This is a genomic window from Clostridium sp. (assembly GCF_036569345.1).
Classification (GTDB): Bacteria; Bacillota; Clostridia; order Clostridiales; family Clostridiaceae; genus Clostridium_AD.
This window is the reverse complement of sequence record NZ_DATCQT010000052.1, coordinates 1-18172: the sequence shown is the minus strand read 5'-3', so window position 1 is coordinate 18172 and position 18172 is coordinate 1. Positions and strand designations below refer to the sequence as shown.

The 18172-nt window shown below is 30.1% G+C and carries 17 protein-coding genes and 1 other annotated feature; of the genes, 3 read left to right on the top strand and 14 right to left on the bottom strand.

The window, feature by feature from the left end:
• Positions 1-189: 189 nt before the first annotated feature.
• The 8 genes from typA to VIM70_RS04930 form a co-directional block, all read right to left on the bottom strand.
• Positions 190-2013: a translational GTPase TypA gene (gene typA / locus VIM70_RS04965; protein ID WP_331944626.1), complete on the bottom strand. Its 1824-nt coding sequence runs from the start codon at positions 2011-2013 to the stop codon at positions 190-192.
• Between the two features lie 244 nt (positions 2014-2257).
• On the bottom strand, positions 2258-2713 hold the full coding sequence (locus VIM70_RS04960; RefSeq protein ID WP_331944625.1) for a Fur family transcriptional regulator: 456 nt from the start codon (positions 2711-2713) through the stop codon (positions 2258-2260).
• A gap of 195 nt (positions 2714-2908) precedes the next feature.
• On the bottom strand, positions 2909-3154 hold the full coding sequence (locus VIM70_RS04955; protein ID WP_331944624.1) for a DUF1292 domain-containing protein: 246 nt from the start codon (positions 3152-3154) through the stop codon (positions 2909-2911).
• A gap of 91 nt (positions 3155-3245) precedes the next feature.
• Positions 3246-3665 carry a Holliday junction resolvase RuvX gene (gene ruvX / locus VIM70_RS04950; RefSeq protein WP_331944623.1) on the bottom strand — a complete coding sequence of 140 codons (420 nt, stop codon included), beginning with the start codon at positions 3663-3665 and terminating at the stop codon, positions 3246-3248.
• A 72-nt stretch (positions 3666-3737) separates the two neighbouring features.
• The gene (locus VIM70_RS04945; RefSeq protein WP_331944622.1) at positions 3738-3995 is read right to left on the bottom strand and encodes an IreB family regulatory phosphoprotein; all 258 of its coding nucleotides are present in this window, start codon (positions 3993-3995) and stop codon (positions 3738-3740) included.
• 186 nt (positions 3996-4181) lie between these two features.
• Positions 4182-6842: an alanine--tRNA ligase gene (gene alaS / locus VIM70_RS04940; protein ID WP_331944621.1), complete on the bottom strand. Its 2661-nt coding sequence runs from the start codon at positions 6840-6842 to the stop codon at positions 4182-4184.
• A 70-nt stretch (positions 6843-6912) separates the two neighbouring features.
• Positions 6913-7104, bottom strand: a binding site (T-box leader).
• 119 nt (positions 7105-7223) lie between these two features.
• Positions 7224-8252, bottom strand: coding sequence for an AI-2E family transporter (locus VIM70_RS04935; protein WP_331944620.1), 1029 nt, complete (start codon positions 8250-8252; stop codon positions 7224-7226).
• A complete protein-coding gene (locus VIM70_RS04930; RefSeq protein WP_331944619.1) occupies positions 8239-8745 on the bottom strand; it encodes a PRC-barrel domain-containing protein in 507 nt (168 codons plus the stop codon). The genes VIM70_RS04935 and VIM70_RS04930 overlap by 14 nt, the downstream gene beginning before the upstream one ends.
• A 177-nt stretch (positions 8746-8922) precedes the next feature.
• Here VIM70_RS04930 and nagZ point away from each other — a divergent pair, with 177 nt between their 5' ends.
• Positions 8923-9963 (top strand): beta-N-acetylhexosaminidase, encoded by a 1041-nt coding sequence (gene nagZ / locus VIM70_RS04925; protein ID WP_331944618.1) that lies wholly within the window; start codon positions 8923-8925, stop codon positions 9961-9963.
• 44 nt (positions 9964-10007) lie between these two features.
• Here the strand turns inward: nagZ and nifU (VIM70_RS04920) are convergent, their stop codons facing one another.
• The 5 genes from nifU (VIM70_RS04920) to VIM70_RS04900 all read right to left on the bottom strand — a co-directional run bounded on the left by nifU (VIM70_RS04920) (position 10008) and on the right by VIM70_RS04900 (position 13707).
• The gene (gene nifU, locus VIM70_RS04920) at positions 10008-10406 is read right to left on the bottom strand and encodes a Fe-S cluster assembly scaffold protein NifU (protein WP_331944617.1); all 399 of its coding nucleotides are present in this window, start codon (positions 10404-10406) and stop codon (positions 10008-10010) included.
• Positions 10407-10572: 166 nt separating this feature from the next.
• The gene (gene mnmA / locus VIM70_RS04915; RefSeq protein ID WP_331944616.1) at positions 10573-11649 is read right to left on the bottom strand and encodes a tRNA 2-thiouridine(34) synthase MnmA; all 1077 of its coding nucleotides are present in this window, start codon (positions 11647-11649) and stop codon (positions 10573-10575) included.
• A 10-nt stretch (positions 11650-11659) separates the two neighbouring features.
• Positions 11660-12088 carry a Fe-S cluster assembly scaffold protein NifU gene (gene nifU / locus VIM70_RS04910; protein ID WP_331944615.1) on the bottom strand — a complete coding sequence of 143 codons (429 nt, stop codon included), beginning with the start codon at positions 12086-12088 and terminating at the stop codon, positions 11660-11662.
• Position 12089: 1 nt separating this feature from the next.
• Complete coding sequence (gene nifS / locus VIM70_RS04905; RefSeq protein ID WP_331944614.1) at positions 12090-13274, bottom strand: cysteine desulfurase NifS; 1185 nt, start codon at positions 13272-13274, stop codon at positions 12090-12092.
• The gene (locus VIM70_RS04900; RefSeq protein WP_331944613.1) at positions 13267-13707 is read right to left on the bottom strand and encodes an RrF2 family transcriptional regulator; all 441 of its coding nucleotides are present in this window, start codon (positions 13705-13707) and stop codon (positions 13267-13269) included. The genes nifS and VIM70_RS04900 overlap by 8 nt, the downstream gene beginning before the upstream one ends.
• A 433-nt stretch (positions 13708-14140) precedes the next feature.
• Here VIM70_RS04900 and hisS point away from each other — a divergent pair, with 433 nt between their 5' ends.
• Both hisS and VIM70_RS04890 read left to right on the top strand, forming a co-directional pair.
• Positions 14141-15457: a histidine--tRNA ligase gene (hisS, locus tag VIM70_RS04895; protein WP_331944612.1), complete on the top strand. Its 1317-nt coding sequence runs from the start codon at positions 14141-14143 to the stop codon at positions 15455-15457.
• Positions 15458-15712: 255 nt separating this feature from the next.
• Positions 15713-17062: an aminotransferase class V-fold PLP-dependent enzyme gene (locus tag VIM70_RS04890; RefSeq protein ID WP_331944611.1), complete on the top strand. Its 1350-nt coding sequence runs from the start codon at positions 15713-15715 to the stop codon at positions 17060-17062.
• A gap of 140 nt (positions 17063-17202) precedes the next feature.
• Here the strand turns inward: VIM70_RS04890 and VIM70_RS04885 are convergent, their stop codons facing one another.
• Complete coding sequence (locus tag VIM70_RS04885) at positions 17203-18111, bottom strand: AEC family transporter (protein ID WP_331944610.1); 909 nt, start codon at positions 18109-18111, stop codon at positions 17203-17205.
• Positions 18112-18172: the final 61 nt, after the last annotated feature.

Sequence of the window (18172 nt, the reverse complement as noted above, 5' to 3'; positions counted from 1 at the left end):
ATTTCCTCCAAAAATTCATTAATGCATATAAAAATAAATAACAAGTCAAAGATTTTACAATACTGACTTGTCATTTATTTTTATGTGACTAACACAGTTAACTAAAATCCCTGTGTTACATTTTAATTTTATATGTACATTGAAAAAGAAAACCTTCCAAATTAAATTTCGGGTTTTCTTTTACTGAAACTATTTATTTGATTTACTAGATGCTCTTTTTCTTTCTCCTGAGTCTAATATTCTTTTTCTCATTCTAATGTTTAGAGGAGTAATTTCAACTAACTCATCTATAGCTACAAATTCTAAGCACTGCTCTAGTGACATAGGTTTAAGTGAAGTTAATTTTAGTGCATCATCTGCTCCTGAAGATCTAGTGTTTGTTAACTGTTTCTTTCTACAAACATTTACTTCTATGTCTCCAGCTCTTGCACATTCCCCTGCAATCATTCCTGCATATACTGGCATTCCTGATGTTATGAAAAGAGTTCCTCTTTCTTGAGCATTGTATAATCCGTAAGTTACTGATTCTCCGCTTTCAAATACAATTAAAGAACCTTTATTTCTATCTGGAATTTCTCCCCTATACTTATCGTAACCATCTAGAACATGATTCATTATACCATTACCCTTAGTATCAGTCATAAGTTCACTTCTAAAGCCAATTAATCCTCTTGAAGGTACTTTGAACTCTAATCTAGTATATCCATTTATAGCAGAAGTCATATTAACCATATCTGCTTTTCTAGGTCCCATTTTTTCCATTACTACACCCATAAATTCTTCTGGAACGTCAATTGTAAGGTGCTCAATTGGCTCTGTTTTATGGCCATTTTCCTCTTTGTATATAACATTTGCTTTTGATACTTGGAATTCATATCCTTCACGTCTCATAGTTTCTATTAGAACTGAAAGATGAAGTTCCCCTCTTCCACTTACTTCAAAACCATCTTCAATTTCTTCTACTCTTAAACTAACATTAGTTTCAAGTTCTTTCATAAGTCTATCTCTTATATGTCTTGATGTAACATACGTTCCTTCTTGGCCTGCAAAAGGAGAATTATTAACCATGAAATTCATACTTAAAGTAGGCTCATCAATTTCAATGAATGGAAGAGCTTCTGGTTCATTAATATCAGCTATTGTTTCTCCAATGTTAATGTCTGGAATACCAGAAACTGCTACTATATCACCAAGCATTGCTTCATCAGTTTCTTCTCTTTTAAGACCATTGTAAACGAAAAGGCTTGAAACTTTAACATTGTTTATTGTTCCATCTTTTCTTATAAGTGCTATTTGTTGATTTTTTTTGATTGATCCTCTTTCAATTTTTCCTATTCCAATTTTTCCAACATATTCATTATAATCAATAGTTGAAATAAGCATTTGAAGTGGCATATCTAAATATCCTTCTGGTGCCTTTACATTCTTTATTATAGAATCAAATAATGGCTCCATGTTGTCACTTACATCAGCAACTTCAAGTTTTGCATACCCTTCTCTAGCAGAAGCATATACCACTGCAAAGTCTAATTGTTCATCATCTGCTCCAAGTTCAACAAATAGGTCAAAGACTTCATCAAGTACTTCTGTAGGACGAGCGTCTTTTCTATCAATTTTGTTTATAACAACGATAGGTTTAAGATTTAATTCTAATGCTTTCTTTAAAACAAATTTAGTTTGTGGCATTGCACCTTCATATGCATCAACTACAAGAAGTACACTATCAACCATCTTAAGTACACGTTCAACTTCTCCACCAAAATCAGCATGTCCTGGAGTATCAACTATATTTATTTTAATCCCATTATGCATTACTGCTGTATTCTTAGAAAGAATTGTTATTCCTCTTTCTTTTTCTAAATCATTAGAGTCCATTACTCTCTCCTGTACTCTTTCATTTTCTCTAAAAACATGGCTTTGCTTTAGTAGACAATCCACTAGTGTTGTCTTGCCGTGATCTACGTGAGCAATTATTGCTATATTTCTAACATCATTTCTTGTAAATAAATTCATATTAATCCTCCAATTTTTTTTTCGTAAGTTCACACATTTTACACAAACAAAAATTGGATACGTCTTGAAGTATCCAATTTTCGCATTTACTATACTTATTTTAATATTATCTTGCAAAAAAGTCAACTATGTCTATTATTCATTATCACTAAATGACGAATTTAATTGCCTAATATCACTTAGTAATTTCATCTCATCATCCCATATTAATCTAAAAGTTACCTATAAATTCTTTTTAAAGTATTTATTGTTTACTTAGACACTTTTCACAAATGCCATAAAATTTTAAACTATGGTCTTCAATCTTAAAATTGTATTTTTTTTCAACAATTGCTTCTAGCTCATCAAGTAAATCTCCTTCTACCTCGAGCACTGCGCCACAGCGATTACAAATCATGTGGTGGTGTTGATGTCTCTCATCTTCATGATTAAGTTCATATCTGCTACATCCATCATCTAAATCCAACTTATTAATTACACCCATTTCTTCTAAAAGTTGAACTGTCCTATAAATTGTAGCAAGACCTATTTCAGGGCAATCAACTTTAACAAGGTCATATAGTTCTTCTGCAGTAAGATGGCTACCTTCACTCTTAATTATTCCATTTAGGATTGCTCTCCTCTGTGGAGTTAACTTATATCCCTCTTGTTTTAAAGATTCTTTTAAACTCTCAACGCTCTCTGGAGATATGTTTGACATATATATACCCCTTTTCTACAACTATCAGTTGACTAATCAGTGTAAATTATATTTACTATATATTCATTTTAATACTTTATTATGATATTGTCAATTGATAATCATTTAGTCTATATAAAAGAGGCTAATTTGTCTAAAATTCCACTAAAGTTGCTCAAATAAAGACTTTCTTTTAAATTGTGGGTTATGCTCACCTTAAGAAATTGCATCGTAAGCTTCTGAAATCATTTCAAACTCTTCATCGTCTTCTATTGTAACTAAAATATCGTTGCCCTCTGCGTCCTTATCAATTCTTAGTGCAATAGCATCAATGTCTTCTTCTCCAGTTGGAGCAACAATAACATATTCTTTATCTTCAATGTCTAATTTCGTTAGCACATCAAATTCTATCTCCTTACCCTCTTCATCGTTTAATAGTATAGTTTCAACATTGTTATCCATTTTATTTTCTCCTTTCTAATTGTATTATTAATAATATTTAAATCTTAATTTCATATGTATTTTAAAATATATATTTTTATATAAATATGCCTTATAAATGTGTGCCTAAACTATCTAAATATCCTTGCAATATGAACACAGCTGCGATTTTATCTACAATTTTTTTTCGTTTTGACCTAGACAAATCCCCCTCTAGCATTACTCTATTTGCAGCTACGGTAGTTAATCTTTCATCCCACATTTTTACTTCAAAATTAAAAATTTCTTTAAGTTTCTCGCAAAAGCGCTGAACCTTTTCTCCTTGTGGTCCTATAGTTCCATTCATGTTCTTAGGAAGACCTGATACAATTGTTTCTACATCATACTGTACACATATTTTTTTGATTTCTTCAATGTCTATGACTATGCTTTTCCTTTTGATTGTTGTAATTCCTTGTGCTGTTAATCCTAAGGGGTCACACACAGCTACGCCAATTGTTCTGTCTCCAATGTCTAATCCTAATACTCTCATTCATATACCCCTTTAATAATAGTTTAATTAATACAACCCATCTTTAAAAAATAAAATGCCCTTTTGGGCATTTTATTTTTTTATGTCTAGATAAGATTTCAAAACTTCTTCTAATATTTCATCTCTCTCTAGCTTTCTTACTAACGCTCTTGCTCCATTGTAGTTCGTTATATATGTTGGATCTCCAGAAATTAAATATCCTACCATTTGATTTACTGGGTTATATCCCTTTTTTATAAGTGAATTGTATACGTCAGTCAAAATAGTTTTTGTTAAATCTTTTTTATCTTTTACAAAATCAAATTGGACTGTATTTTCATTATTATCCATTCCATACACCTCTTCCCTTATAATATGCTTAACGCTGTAATTTACACCATTTGAATACATTAGGAAATTGTATAGAATGGCAATACATTACAGATTTTTGTTAGAATAAACACCATTATAGATACTAACGATAATAAAATAACTTGTTGCTAATTATATTATAAAACAACTATTACAAAAAGTATACTATTTTACCAATCTTTCAATAATAGATGATACATTCTCTATTGCTTGTTTTAATTTTTCAGGAAGTTTTCCACCTGCCTCTGCCATATCAGGTCTACCACCTCCACCACCACCAGCGATTTTAGCAACTTCTTTAATAATTTTTCCACAATGTATTCCTTTATCTATTGCTGATTTAGATGCCATTGCAATAAATATTACCTTATCATCTATGTGACTTCCAAGCACAACTACACCATCACCAAGTTTGTCACGAAGTTTATCAGCTAAATCTCTCAAAGCATCTCCATCTATATCTTTCACATCGCCGCAAATTACTTTAACACCTTTTATCTCTTTAATATTAGTTAACATTTCATCAACTGACGAACTAGCCAACTTGCCCTTTAATAATATTATTTCCTTTTCTTTGTCTTTTAATTCACACAATTGAGTTTCTAATTTTTTTAATATATCTTTTTCTGAGCATTTTAGTTCACCATAAATATCTTTTAATAAATTATTTTTATCTTCCATATATTCTACAAAATTACTACCTGTTATAGCTTCAATTCTTCTAACTCCGGCTGCTACTCCTGATTCTGATAGAATTTTAAAGAGCCCGATTTCCCCTGAATTTCTAACATGAGTACCACCACATAATTCCTTGCTATACTCCCCTACAGATACTACCCTAACATCATTGTGATACTTTTCGTCAAACAATGCTATGGCGCCACTTTCCTTAGCTTTATCTATAGTCATAACATTCGTCTCAACCTTATATGCCTTCATAATATTGTCATTTACAATTTTTTGAACCTTAATAATTTCACCCTCCGTTAGTGCGGAAAAATGGGTGAAGTCGAACCTTAGTCTCTCCTGATTTACATAAGAACCTGATTGGTGAACGTGATCACCTAAAACTCTTTTTAATGCTTCTTGTAACATATGAGTTGCAGTATGATTTCTACATACTTCTGTTCTTCTATTCTCATCAATCTTAAGAGTTACTAATTCATTTGGTAGCAGTAAACCTTCAAGCACTTTAACAAAATGTACAACTTTACCTGAAGCACTTTTTTGACAATCGTAAACTTGTGCTTTAAAATTATCATTAAAAATAATTCCTTTATCTCCAATTTGTCCACCCATTTCAGCATAAAAAGGAGTAATTTCTGTTACAATAATTCCTTTTAAACCTTTTGAAAGTTCGGAAACAAGTTCTTCACCACTAATTAAAACTTTAGCTTTTGCTTGCAACTCCGTTTTATCGTATCCATCAAATTCTGTTTCTATGTCTTTAGGAATTAAATTCAATACACTTTCTCCACTACCCATGTAATTTGATTGTCCTCTAGCATCTCTTGCTCTTTGTCTTTGACTTTGCATTTCACTATTAAATCCTTTTAAATCAATTTTCATGCCCACGTCTTCTAATATTTCCTCTGTAAGCTCATAAGGAAAACCATAGGTATCATATAATTTAAATGCTTTATCCCCACTTAAAATTTTACTATTTTCATCTTTAGGTTCACTCATCTTAAGTTCTTCAATATAAGCCTTTAAAATATCCATACCAGAATCTATAGTTTCCAAAAATCTTTCTTCTTCAATTTTTATAACCTTTTTAATATATGATGCTTTCTCTTTTAACTCTGGGTAAGCTTTAAATGAGTTTTCAATCACCGTATCACATAATTCATTTAAAAAAATATTTTCAATTCCAAGTAATCTGCCGTGTCTTGCTGCACGCCTTAGTAATCGCCTTAAAACATAACCTATCCCCTCATTAGACGGAAGTACACCATCACTTATCATAAATGTTGTGCTTCTAATATGGTCTGTTATTATTCGAAGTGATATATCCTCTGCCCTGCTTTTCCCACATTTAACACCTGAGATCCTTGAAACCTCTTCTAAAATATTTTTTATAGTATCAATTTCAAATATATTATCGGTGCCCTGCATTATAGATGCTATTCTCTCAAGGCCCATCCCCGTATCTATGTTAGGATTCGTTAATTTGTTGTAGTTCCCATGCTCATCCTTATTAAATTGAGTGAACACTAAATTCCAAAATTCTATTACTCTATCATCATTTCCTGCTTTAAGAAATTCTTCTTCAGTTTTAATTTGACCGAGTTCTACATTTCTATCAAAGTGTATTTCCGAACTTGGACCACAAGGTCCTTGACCTATTTCCCAAAAATTTTCTTCTTTCCCTAATCTGAATATACGTGCTGGATCAATATCGGTGTTTTTAGTCCAAACATCAAAAGCTTCATCATCTTCTAAATATATAGTTACATATAAATTATCTTTTGGTATATCTAAAACAATTGTTACATATTCCCAAGCCCATTGAATAATCTCTTTCTTGAAATAATCTCCAAAAGAGAAGTTACCAAGCATTTCAAAGAAAGTACCATGTCTTGAGGTCTTGCCTACATTTTCAATATCTCCTGTTCTAATACATTTTTGGCAATTGGTTATTCTAGTATTAGGCGGTGTTTTAATTCCTGTAAAATATGGTTTTAATGGTTGCATACCTGCATTTACAAGTAATAAACTGCTATCATTCTTAGGCACTAGAGAAAAACTCTCAAGTCTAAGATGTTCTTTGCTTTCAAAAAATTTCAGAAAGGATTCCCTAATTTCATTTAGCCCTAATTTTTCCATAATATCTCCTCCGTTTATTTTACAATGTTTGTTTTCATCAGAAAATAAAAAAACCTTCACTTCCCTAAAAACAAGGGACGAAAGTTTTCCGCGTTACCACCCTAATTATATTGCCTCATAATTAATTAAAATTATTACAAACAATATCTCTCAACAAAATAAAGTTCAAAGATAGCTTCAATACATTTATCAAGAAGTTTTCACCTTCCACTTCCTCTCTATATGATACAATATATTTACTAATTCTTATCATTACCTTAATACCTCTATATATACAAATTATAAGCAAAAATATACTTATTGTCAATATATAAGGTATGTTTAAATTAATCTTTTGAAGATTTGATTTAAATTTAATATAGAACAATGTATTTGATATAACTAAAATAAATAATAGTTTAAGTCCTCGTATATAACTTTAATCACTACTCCTAGAGGAACTGCTAGTATCATTCCTAAAATACCTCCAACATTACCACCTATCAGTAATAATAATATTACTGTCAATGGATGCATACTAATACTTTCTCCAATTATTTTTGGGGACAATATACTTCCTTCAATTTGTTGAAGTGCAAATAACCAAAGCGTTGTATATAAAGCTATTTTTGGTGAGGATAGTAGCGCTATTAAAATAATAGGTATTACCCCAAATAGAGGTCCAAAATAAGGAATTATGTTGAAAATTCCATTTATTAATGAAAGTATCAAAGGAAAATCAACTTTCATAAATATTAAAATAAAAAATGTTGCAATAGTTATAATCCCACATAAAATAAGTTGACTTATAATATATCGTCCCAATACCTTATCAATATCCTCTATTATTTTTTTTATTACGTTTCTGCTTTCTGGCGGAAAAACTATTAAAGCCTTATTTATCATATTTTCACTATCACATAAAAAGTAATATATTATCAAGGGAGAAAGCATGTACGTTATTATATTCTCACCCATTCCCATGATGGAATTAAATATTTTATCAAATATTAAAAGTATTTGAGCATTTGACTTGTTGTATATAGTATTTATAATACCACTCATAACTTTGTTAGTGCTTAATACCTTTATCTTCATATTTGCATTAATCAAATAGTTTTGAAGTTCATTTATTGCCTTATTTATGTACAAACTTTCTCTAAAAAGTGATGGAATTACAACTATTAAGGTTAATGCTATTAAGCCTGCTAAACCTACTATTATTAAAGCAGAAGCTGCTTTTTTATTTACTCCTTTTTTAATTAAAAGCATATATAGTGGTTTTAGTATATATGCAACGATAAAAGAAATAAAAACTAAATTTATTATTTGCTTAATAATAGGTATTCTTACTGCAATAAGGATTATAACTATAAAAATAATTATACATACAATAGTCATAGTTAACTTCTTTTTATTAATTTTTTTCATTTATTTTTTCCTTTACAAAAAAATTATGTGGCATACTTTTAAAATAATATTCTTCGCTATGTGGAATATACAGAATATTTTCTTCTCCAAGAATTAGTTCATTTATTAACATTATCCTTTTCCCTCTTAGCAAATTTGGAATAAACCCTGAAGAAACTATAACTCCTTTTATTTCAAATGTATCATATGTAAAATTAATATCCTCTACCATACCAAATATATTTCCACATTTATCTATTACATCCATATTGATAAAGCTGTGCAAACATAATTTTCTACTTTTCTCCACCTTTTTAACTACCATATGCTTATTAAAATATATGATATCTTCTTTTAATACACTTAGATTTTTACTGAAAAAATTATATGGAGATATTACAAATCCAAGTACCTTACCGTTATTAAAATCTATTAGTAAGTCTCTGATAAAACCTATTTTCTTTCCATCCACACTCACAACATCCATAAATATAAATTTTTTGCTCTTAAACATAGTCTCTCCTATATAAAAAGATCTTTCTTATTTTTACTTACAGTTATGTTTTCCAATTAATCTAATAATTATTACGTAAAAAATATAAATGTTGAAAATATATGGATTAAACAGTATTATTATTTAATAATTTTCTTTTTTATTGAATTCTAATATTTTAAAAGGAAGCGATGAAATTTGATAAGGCAAAAATTAATTATAAACATATTGTTAATTAGTGGGTTATTTCTATTTGGTTGTAGTAATTCAATTCCTAGCCTTAGTCCCATTCCTAGTTCCAGTGACAAGGTTATTTTGCCTAAAATTAAAAATATTGATAAAGTACAAATCAAAATTAATGCTATGAGTTTGGACGAGAAAATTGGTCAGTTAGTAATTGTTGGACTTGATGGTTTTACATTGGATAATAATATAAATAATTTGATTAAAGAACATAAGGTTTCCGGGGTTATTTTATTTAGCAAAAATGTAAATAATCCGAATCAATTAGTTAGCCTAACTAATTCACTAAAAACTAAGAATTCCCAAAACAAAATACCTTTGTTTATATCTGTAGATGAGGAAGGTGGAAGGGTATCAAGGATGCCAACTGAAATTAAAAAGCTTCCATCAAATGAAACTATAGGAAAAAACAACGATAGCATCTCAAGTTACAATATTGGAAAAATTATAGGAGAAGAACTTAAAACCTTTGGATTTAATATGGATTTCGCCCCAGTACTTGATATAAATAGCAATCCTAATAATCCCATAATAGGTGACAGATCCTTTGGGAGTAGCCCAAGTATTGTTAATAAATTAGGCATTAAAACTATGGAAGGCATAATGGATAACAATATAATTTCTGTTGTAAAGCACTTTCCTGGGCATGGGGACACAGCAGTTGATTCACATTTAGAACTTCCCGTAGTAAAAAAGGATTTAGCAAAACTTAATGCGTTTGAACTAGTTCCTTTTAAAGAAGCTATAAAAAATAATGTGGATGCCATTATGGTGTCACATATCTTACTTAATAAAATAGACCCTGCTTATCCTGCGAGTATGTCAAAAACTGTTATAACCGATATATTAAGAGGAACTTTAAATTTTACCGGAGTAGTTATAACTGATGATATGACAATGGGCGCCATTATAAAATATAATGATATAATAAAATCCATCAATATCAATGATATTAATGGTATTAACAATAAAATAGAATCGTTAATGAAAAAATAAAAAACTACATTTTTCAAAAACTAATGTAGTTTTATAAAATGTAGTTATTTCAAATCACTTTTCCAAAGTTCAAGTTTTTGTGATTCCCTATAATTATTTATTGCATTATGTATAGTTTGTTCTGCAAGCACAGAACAATGCTCTTTTAAAGCTGGCAAACCGTCTAGTGCTTCAATAACCGACTTGTTGGTTAACTTCCACGCCCGCTCTAAAGTTTTGCCCTTTATAAGTTCTGTTGCAATGCTAGATGAAGCTATCGCTGATCCACATCCGAAAGCCTTAAACTTAACACTAATTATTATATTATCCTCAACCTTTATATAAATTTTCATTATATCCCCACATTTTGGATCTCCTGCTTCTCCAATACCGTTAGCATCTCCTAATATTCCCATATTTCTTGGACTATAAAAATGCTCCATAACCTTATCACTATATATCATAATTTTACTCCTTTTTTTCACAATAAAAGTTTCGCTTTATTATCATCGCGCTGCTTTACCTAATAATTGTTGTTTCCTATAAAGGCAGAAAGATATCTAGTTTTCAACTAGATATCTTTCTGCCTAAATTCTCTACTAAATAGCTTTATTTACATATGGTTTAGATTTATAAAATCTCCTCTATTATCCCACCACCAACTACTAAATTTTCTAAATAGAAAACCACTGATTGGCCTTTGGTTATAGCTCTTTGTTTATCATCAAAAACAACTTTGATTCTATCATTTTCTATAGGAATTAAAGTAGCTGCTTGAGGAATGGCCGAATATCTTATCTTAGCTGTAACTCTTAAATTTGATTCGAGTTTATCAAATGGAATGAAATTTAAATCTTTAGCAATAAGACCAATTTTAAAAATATTCTCTTCGTCTCCTATTACCACTTCGTTAGTTTTAGGATTAATATCATTAACAAAAACAGGTTTACCTATAGCTATACCCAGCCCCTTCCTCTGACCTATGGTATAGTATACTATTCCTTTATGAAAGCCCATAACCTTCCCCTCATTATTAACAAAATTTCCTGGTTTTATTTCTCTACCACTATATTTTTTAATGTAAGATCCATGGTCATTATCAGGAATAAAACAAATTTCCTGACTATCCTTTTTTTTGAAAACTTCTAGTCCAATTCTCTCTGCAATATTACGTATTTCTGGTTTTGAATAATCTCCACAAGGCATCAAAGTATGACTTAATTGCTCTTGATTTAATGTATACAAAGCATATGTTTGATCTTTTTTATCATCTTCTGATTTTTTAAGTATATATCTATCATCTTGTTTTTCAATTTTAGCATAGTGACCTGTAGCTATATAATCAGCTCCCAGTGCCCTAGCTTTTCTTAAAAATTCCTCAAATTTGATTTTTTTATTACAGACAATACAAGGATTAGGTGTTCTACCTTCCATATATTCATCAACGAAATTATCAATAACATTTGCCTTAAAAACATCCTTGAAATTCATAACATAAAAGGGTATATCTAGTACATCTGCAACTCGCCTTGCATCATTTGCCGCTGAAATAGAACAACATCCACCTTCATTTTCTTCATAATCAGGATTATCTGGAGAGAGCTTCATCATGATCCCTATAACTTCATAGCCTTGTTCTTTCAAAAGATATGCAGCTACAGAACTATCTACTCCACCACTCATTCCAATAACTACTTTTTTTTTCATATAATATCACCTATTCTCCGTGTACTTCACCATGTATGTCTTGATGTGCTTCATGATCCCATACTTTTAGCCCAGCTTTTCTTCTATAATCATTAATTGCTTTGTGTATAGCTTCTTCAGCGAGTACTGAGCAATGCATTTTTATTGGTGGTAATCCATCCAATGCTTCAGCAACTGCTAAGTTTGTTAATGTCCATGCATCATCTACAGATTTACCTTTAATTAGCTCTGTTGCCATGCTTGAAGATGCTATAGCTGATCCACAACCAAAGGTTTTAAATTTAGCATCCACTACTATATTATCTTCTACTTTCAAATAAACTTTCATAATATCTCCACATTTAGCGTTACCAACTTCACCAATTCCGCTAGCATTTGGAATTTCGCCTACATTTCTTGGATTAGTAAAATGGTCCATAACTTTTGCACTGTAATCCATATTATTTTTCCCCCTTCTTTAAATAGTCATCATATAGTGGTGACATATCTCTTAATCTTTGAATAACCTTTGGAACTGTTTCTAATACGTAATCTACTTCTTCCTCAGTAGTAGCATCACCTAAAGTTAATCTTAATGAACCATGAGCTATCTCATGAATAAGACCTATTGCAAGTAATACGTGAGATGGATCTAATGAACCTGATGTACATGCACTTCCACTTGAGGCTGCAATACCTTTTGCATCAAGCATTAATAATATAGATTCACCTTCAACAAACCTAAAACTAATATTAGAGTTTCCTGGAAGTCTTTTTTCTCCTATTGGTCCATTAAGCCTTGTGTACGGTACTTTTAATAATCCATTCATAAGTTTATCTCTTAAATAAACTAGTTTTTTATTATTTTCTTCCATGTTCTCAACTGCTAGCTCAAGAGCTTTACCAATTCCAACTACGCTAGCTACATTTTCAGTACCAGCTCTTCTATTTCTTTCCTGCCCACCACCATGTATTAAATTTTCTATTTTAATGCCTTTTCGTATATATAAAGCTCCTATTCCTTTTGGTCCATAAAATTTATGACCAGCGAGTGATAATAAATCTATATTCATCTCTTTTACATCAACTGGAATATGACCTACGGCTTGAACTGCATCTGTATGGAAAAGTATTTTTTTACTTCTGCATAATGCTCCTATTTCTTTTATTGGTTCAATTGTTCCAATCTCATTATTAGCAAACATTACTGATACCAAAATGGTTTTATCAGTAATAGCATTTTCTAAATCTTTAATACTAATAAATCCATATTCATCTACTGGTAAATATGTAATGTCAAATCCATTTTTAGATAAATATTCACAAGTATGAAGTACTGCATGATGCTCAATAACAGTAGTTATTATATGATTTCCTTTTTTCTTATAAGCAGAAGCTATACCCTTTATAGCCCAATTATCTGCTTCTGAACCACCACTTGTAAAATATATTTCACTTGAATCAGCATTTATTGCTTTCGCTACCTTGTCTCGTCCAATATCTATTACCTTTTTAGTTTCTCTTGCTAGAGTATAGATTGAAGATGGATTTCCAAAATAAGTTGTAAAGTAAGGAAGCATTTCTTTCATTACTTCTGGTTTAGTATAAGTTGTTGCAGCATGGTCCATGTATATTGATTTATTCATTATCTTTCACTCCTTTAATTAGTGTCATTTCATTGTAATCATCAACAATATCTTTTAAAGTTATCGAGGTGGTTACACTATCTATACTATTTTTTATTTTCTTCCATAATAATCTGGTAGCACAACAATCAATATTATTGCATGCTTCATCTTCAAGGCAATTAGAAATTTCAATTGGTCCTTCAAGTACATTAATAACATCATATATAGTTATTTCCTCTGGTCTTCTATTAAGTATATAACCGCCCTGAGACCCCCTAATACTTTTAATAAGTTTAGCTCGTCTTAGAGATGAGAATAGTTGTTCTAAATAATATTCAGAAATACTTTGTCTTTCGGATATACTTTTTATAGATACAGGCTGTTCACCATAATTTATAGCTAAATCTACCATGGCTTTGACCCCATATCTTCCCTTCGTAGATAATTTCATATAATCACTCCTTTAATCAACACCCGCGTAGTTACTAAAGTTTTCAAATTGTTATAGTATGTAATCTCTGCTTAAAACTGGAGCAACTTCACTTCTGAATTATTCTTAAAGTAGAGTGTTTTACTATACTTTCTGAAATCATCATATCAACTCCTAGTAATCTTGTCAACTATGAATAACTCAGTTTTCTTTTATTTTCTCGATTTTTAAGCTTAATTATCGAATTATATGCCAATAATCTACTTATACATCCATAATGCTCGATATTATATATTTAGTAAATAATTAGAACCCAAATACTAAAGAAATTTATATTCTTCCTTGAAGTATTTAATTATATATAGTATAATTTAAAAAACGCTTTGGAAGAATGTTACCCACGTAGATAAGTCACTTACGTTGGGTTTTTTATATTTTATAGGAGGTATTAAAAATGAAAAATGAAATTGTTAAACCGTCAATTTTACCTGGCTTTATGGAGTTACTGCCAGCAGATCAAATTCAATTCAATAAATTATCTGATACAATAAGGAAAACTTATGAAAGCTTTGGATTTATGCCCATAGATACACCAGTGATCGAGAAATCAGAAATACTACTTGCAAAGGGAGGCGGAGAAACTGAAAAACAAATTTATAGATTTTTAAAAGGGAGTAATGACTTATCCCTTAGGTTTGATTTAACTGTCCCACTAGCTAGATATGTATCTCAAAATTTCAGCTTCTTAACTTTCCCCTTTAGAAGGTACCAAATTGGTAAGGTTTATAGAGGAGAGAGAAATCAAAAGGGACGGTTTCGTGAATTTTACCAATGTGATATTGATATTGTAGGACACAACAGTTTAAGTATTTTAAATGATGCTGAAATACCAAGTATTATTTATTCAATATTCAGCAATCTTGGTTTCCAAGATTTCACCATAAAAATAAACAATAGAAAACTGTTAAATGGTTTTTTCGAATCCTTAGAAATCCAAGATAAATCAGAGGTTCTAAAGATTATTGACAAGATAGACAAAATCGGAGTATCCGTAGCCACTCAGGAACTGCTAGGTAATGGCTTAAGCACCGAAGTCGTAGAAAAAATTCTTGAATTTATTAATATGCGTGGAAGCAACAATGATATTCTACTCGCCTTAAATAATTTAAATATTTCTAATGCGAGTTTTAACCAAGGTGTAAACGAACTTTCAATTGTTACAAAATACGTAAAATTGTTTGGAGTTCCTGATGATAATTTTAAAATAGATTTAAAAATATCCAGAGGTCTTGATTATTACACTGGCACGGTTTATGAAACATTTTTAAATGAATACCCATCTATTGGTTCTGTATGTTCAGGTGGGCGTTATGATAATTTGGCAGAATATTATACAAAACAAAAATTACCAGGTGTCGGAATATCAATAGGTCTTACAAGACTTTTTTATCAATTAAATGAAGTTGAATTTTTTAAGAATGATACTGGAAAATGTATAACAAAAGTACTTGTAATACCACTCGATAATAATATTGATTATGGTATTTCTTTTGCAAATACTTTAAGAGATAAGGGAGTAATAACTGAAATATACCTTGATGATGCTAAAATAGTAAAGAAACTTGGGTATGCAAATAAACTAGGTATTCCTTTTGTAATTTTAATTGGTGAAACAGAAGCCCAAAATAAAACTGTTACAGTAAAAAATATGATAACTGGTGAGCAAACAACTGTTGATTTTGAAAATGCCTATAAAATAGTTAATGTATAAATCATTAACTCACAAAAAAGTAATATATTCGCTAGAATATATTACTTTTTTTTATGACGTAATCAAAGTTATGGCTTTAAACTAAGGACATTGATATATGGACTAAAATTGAACTACAATATATTAATATAACTCTGATTTTACAAATTCATGTTAATACTCAGGTTCCATATTTTTAATATATTATTAATAAGACACATTTTCCTCGTAAAACTAATAGTATATACAGTAAATAACTTTACGAGGAGGAGTATTATGTCCTTTAAAGATAATAGTCCAAGCTACAGAGATCTGATACTTGGCGTAAACAAAAAAGTACCTCTTATTTCCGGAAAAATTGTTACTGCAATTAATTTTGATAATGCAGCAACTACACCACCCTTCAAATCAGTAATGGAAGATGTTGTTAATTTTGCTCCATGGTACTCCTCCATTCATCGTGGTGAAGGGTATAAGTCTCAACTAAGCACTAAATTATATGAGGATTCAAGAAATATTGTTTTAAAATTCGTTAATGCTGATTTTAATAATACAGTTATTTATGTTAAAAATTCCACAGAAGCCTTTAACAAACTTTCAAACTTATTGTGTAAGCCCTATAAAAGAAGTGTTATATTAACGACAGATATGGAGCATCACTCAAACGATCTGCCTTGGAGAGATAAATTTATAATAGATTATATTTCTGTAGATTCAGATGGTAAATTGTCCTTAGATGATTTAGAAGCTAAGTTAAATAAATATAATGATTATGTAACACTAGTTACAATTTCTGGTGCATCAAATATAACCGGCTATAAAAATCCTATTTATGATGTTGCTAAATTAGTTCATAAATTTGGTTCGAAACTATTAGTAGACGGTGCACAATTAATACCTCATGCTCCTTTTATTATGAATAATGAAAATTCGGAATACAATATAGATTTTCTAATCTTTTCTGCTCATAAAATGTATGCACCTTTTGGCATAGGAGTTTTAATTGGTCCTAAAAGTATTTTAGATAAATGTGAACCTGATGAGGTAGGCGGTGGAACAGTAGATATTGTTACTCATGATTTTATAAAATGGAATGAATCTCCAGAGAGGCATGAGGCTGGATCACCAAATGTAATAGGTTCTGTCGCTCTGGCATCGGCTATTAAATCTTTAAATAAAATTGGTATGAATAATGTGGAGCGTATTGAAAATAATTTGACTTCCTATGCCGTTTCCAAAATAAAAAATATACCAAACCTGAGAATTTATTGTGATACTTCTAAAGGCGTTGATAGGGTTAGCATAATTCCTTTTAATATTTGTGGAATTGACCATGCCTTAGTTGCAAAAATTCTTTCCTATGAATGGGGCATTTCAGTAAGAAGTGGATGTTTTTGCGCTCAACCATACGTCGTTAAGTTATTAAATATTTCTGATGAATTTATAAGTGAGAGACTAGCTAATCCTAATTTATACCATCCCGGAATGGTTAGAATTAGTTTTGGACTATATAATACTTACTCGGAAATTGATATATTAGTTTATGCCCTAAATAAGATTTCATTAAAAAGAGATTATTATATTAACAAATATCAAAATATGAAAAAAACCCTTTTCGATATATAGTTAAATGATAAATAAAAATAGTACACTAAACATTTATCTGCACTTTAATAACAGTGTAGATATGCACTCTGTGTACTATTTCTCCATGATTTAAATATGCTATTCTCCATCTACATAAGAACTTCCTACAATAACTTATTCTATAAAAATAATATTACTATAGGTATCGTTACTGCAGAAATTATCGTAGTTATAAACACGCACTGTGAGGCGAGCAAATTGTCACCACCGTATTTTTCAGCAAGTAAGGGTGCCATTACTGCTGCTGGCATTGCTTGCAGTATAACACATATTTTAAGTAATAAATCATCTACTTTTAAAAGTTTTAACACAGCATAAACAATCATTGGGACTATTAAAAGTCTAACAAATGTAGCATAGTATATAGAAAAATCAGAGAAGGCATCTTTAAATTTCATTTCAGCAAGCATTGAACCAACAATTATCATAGATATTGGTGTTGTAGTAGACCCCACTAGCTTTATCGCATTTTCAATAGGTAAAGGTAATTTTATTGAAAATACGAATAAAATGACACCAATGATTACTGCTAAAATTGCTGGGTTTGCAACCGCCTTTCTCATGGATTTAAAATCTTTTTCTCCGGTGAATAGCATTACCCCTACAGTCCACACTATAATGTTAAAAGCAATATTAAATATTGCTGCATAGAAAACACCTTTTCCTCCATAAATACTTTCAAGAACTGGATATCCCATAAAGCCAGTATTTGAGAAAATTGTTATAAATCGATATACCTGCTGTTTTGTTTTAGGAACTTTGAAGAAAAATATTTTACTAATAAATATTAAACTTATATGTATTAAAAAAGAATATATTAAAATCTTTTGTGCATTACTAACCATCTCTGCTTCATATTTAATATTAAATGATGTAACAATCATAAAGGGCAAGGTTACATTTAATAATAGTTCTGAAAGCCCTTTATCGACAGTATCATTAAGAAACTTCTTTTTTTTAGCATAAAATCCTACCGCCATTATAATAAATAATACGATAATTTGATTAATTAATTGACTATTTCCCATTTTTATTCTCCTTAATTGAAAAAATACCATAAATTTTCTGTTAATATATTAAATAATAATA

Coding starts and splice junctions, on each gene's coding strand:
- mnmA (WP_331944616.1), bottom strand. CDS start 11,649: ATGAAAAAAAAAGTAGTTATTGGAATGAGTGGTGGAGTAGATAGTTCT.
- VIM70_RS04930 (WP_331944619.1), bottom strand. CDS start 8,745: ATGTTTAAGAGCAAAAAATTTATATTTATGGATGTTGTGAGTGTGGAT.
- ruvX (WP_331944623.1), bottom strand. CDS start 3,665: ATGAGAGTATTAGGATTAGACATTGGAGACAGAACAATTGGCGTAGCT.
- hisS (WP_331944612.1), top strand. CDS start 14,141: ATGAAAAATGAAATTGTTAAACCGTCAATTTTACCTGGCTTTATGGAG.
- VIM70_RS04960 (WP_331944625.1), bottom strand. CDS start 2,713: ATGTCAAACATATCTCCAGAGAGCGTTGAGAGTTTAAAAGAATCTTTA.
- nifS (WP_331944614.1), bottom strand. CDS start 13,274: ATGAATAAATCAATATACATGGACCATGCTGCAACAACTTATACTAAA.
- VIM70_RS04890 (WP_331944611.1), top strand. CDS start 15,713: ATGTCCTTTAAAGATAATAGTCCAAGCTACAGAGATCTGATACTTGGC.
- VIM70_RS04900 (WP_331944613.1), bottom strand. CDS start 13,707: ATGAAATTATCTACGAAGGGAAGATATGGGGTCAAAGCCATGGTAGAT.
- VIM70_RS04945 (WP_331944622.1), bottom strand. CDS start 3,995: ATGGATAATAATGAAAATACAGTCCAATTTGATTTTGTAAAAGATAAA.
- VIM70_RS04955 (WP_331944624.1), bottom strand. CDS start 3,154: ATGGATAACAATGTTGAAACTATACTATTAAACGATGAAGAGGGTAAG.
- VIM70_RS04935 (WP_331944620.1), bottom strand. CDS start 8,252: ATGAAAAAAATTAATAAAAAGAAGTTAACTATGACTATTGTATGTATA.
- VIM70_RS04885 (WP_331944610.1), bottom strand. CDS start 18,111: ATGGGAAATAGTCAATTAATTAATCAAATTATCGTATTATTTATTATA.
- nifU (WP_331944615.1), bottom strand. CDS start 12,088: ATGGATTACAGTGCAAAAGTTATGGACCATTTTACTAATCCAAGAAAT.
- alaS (WP_331944621.1), bottom strand. CDS start 6,842: ATGGAAAAATTAGGGCTAAATGAAATTAGGGAATCCTTTCTGAAATTT.
- typA (WP_331944626.1), bottom strand. CDS start 2,013: ATGAATTTATTTACAAGAAATGATGTTAGAAATATAGCAATAATTGCT.
- nifU (WP_331944617.1), bottom strand. CDS start 10,406: ATGATATATAGTGATAAGGTTATGGAGCATTTTTATAGTCCAAGAAAT.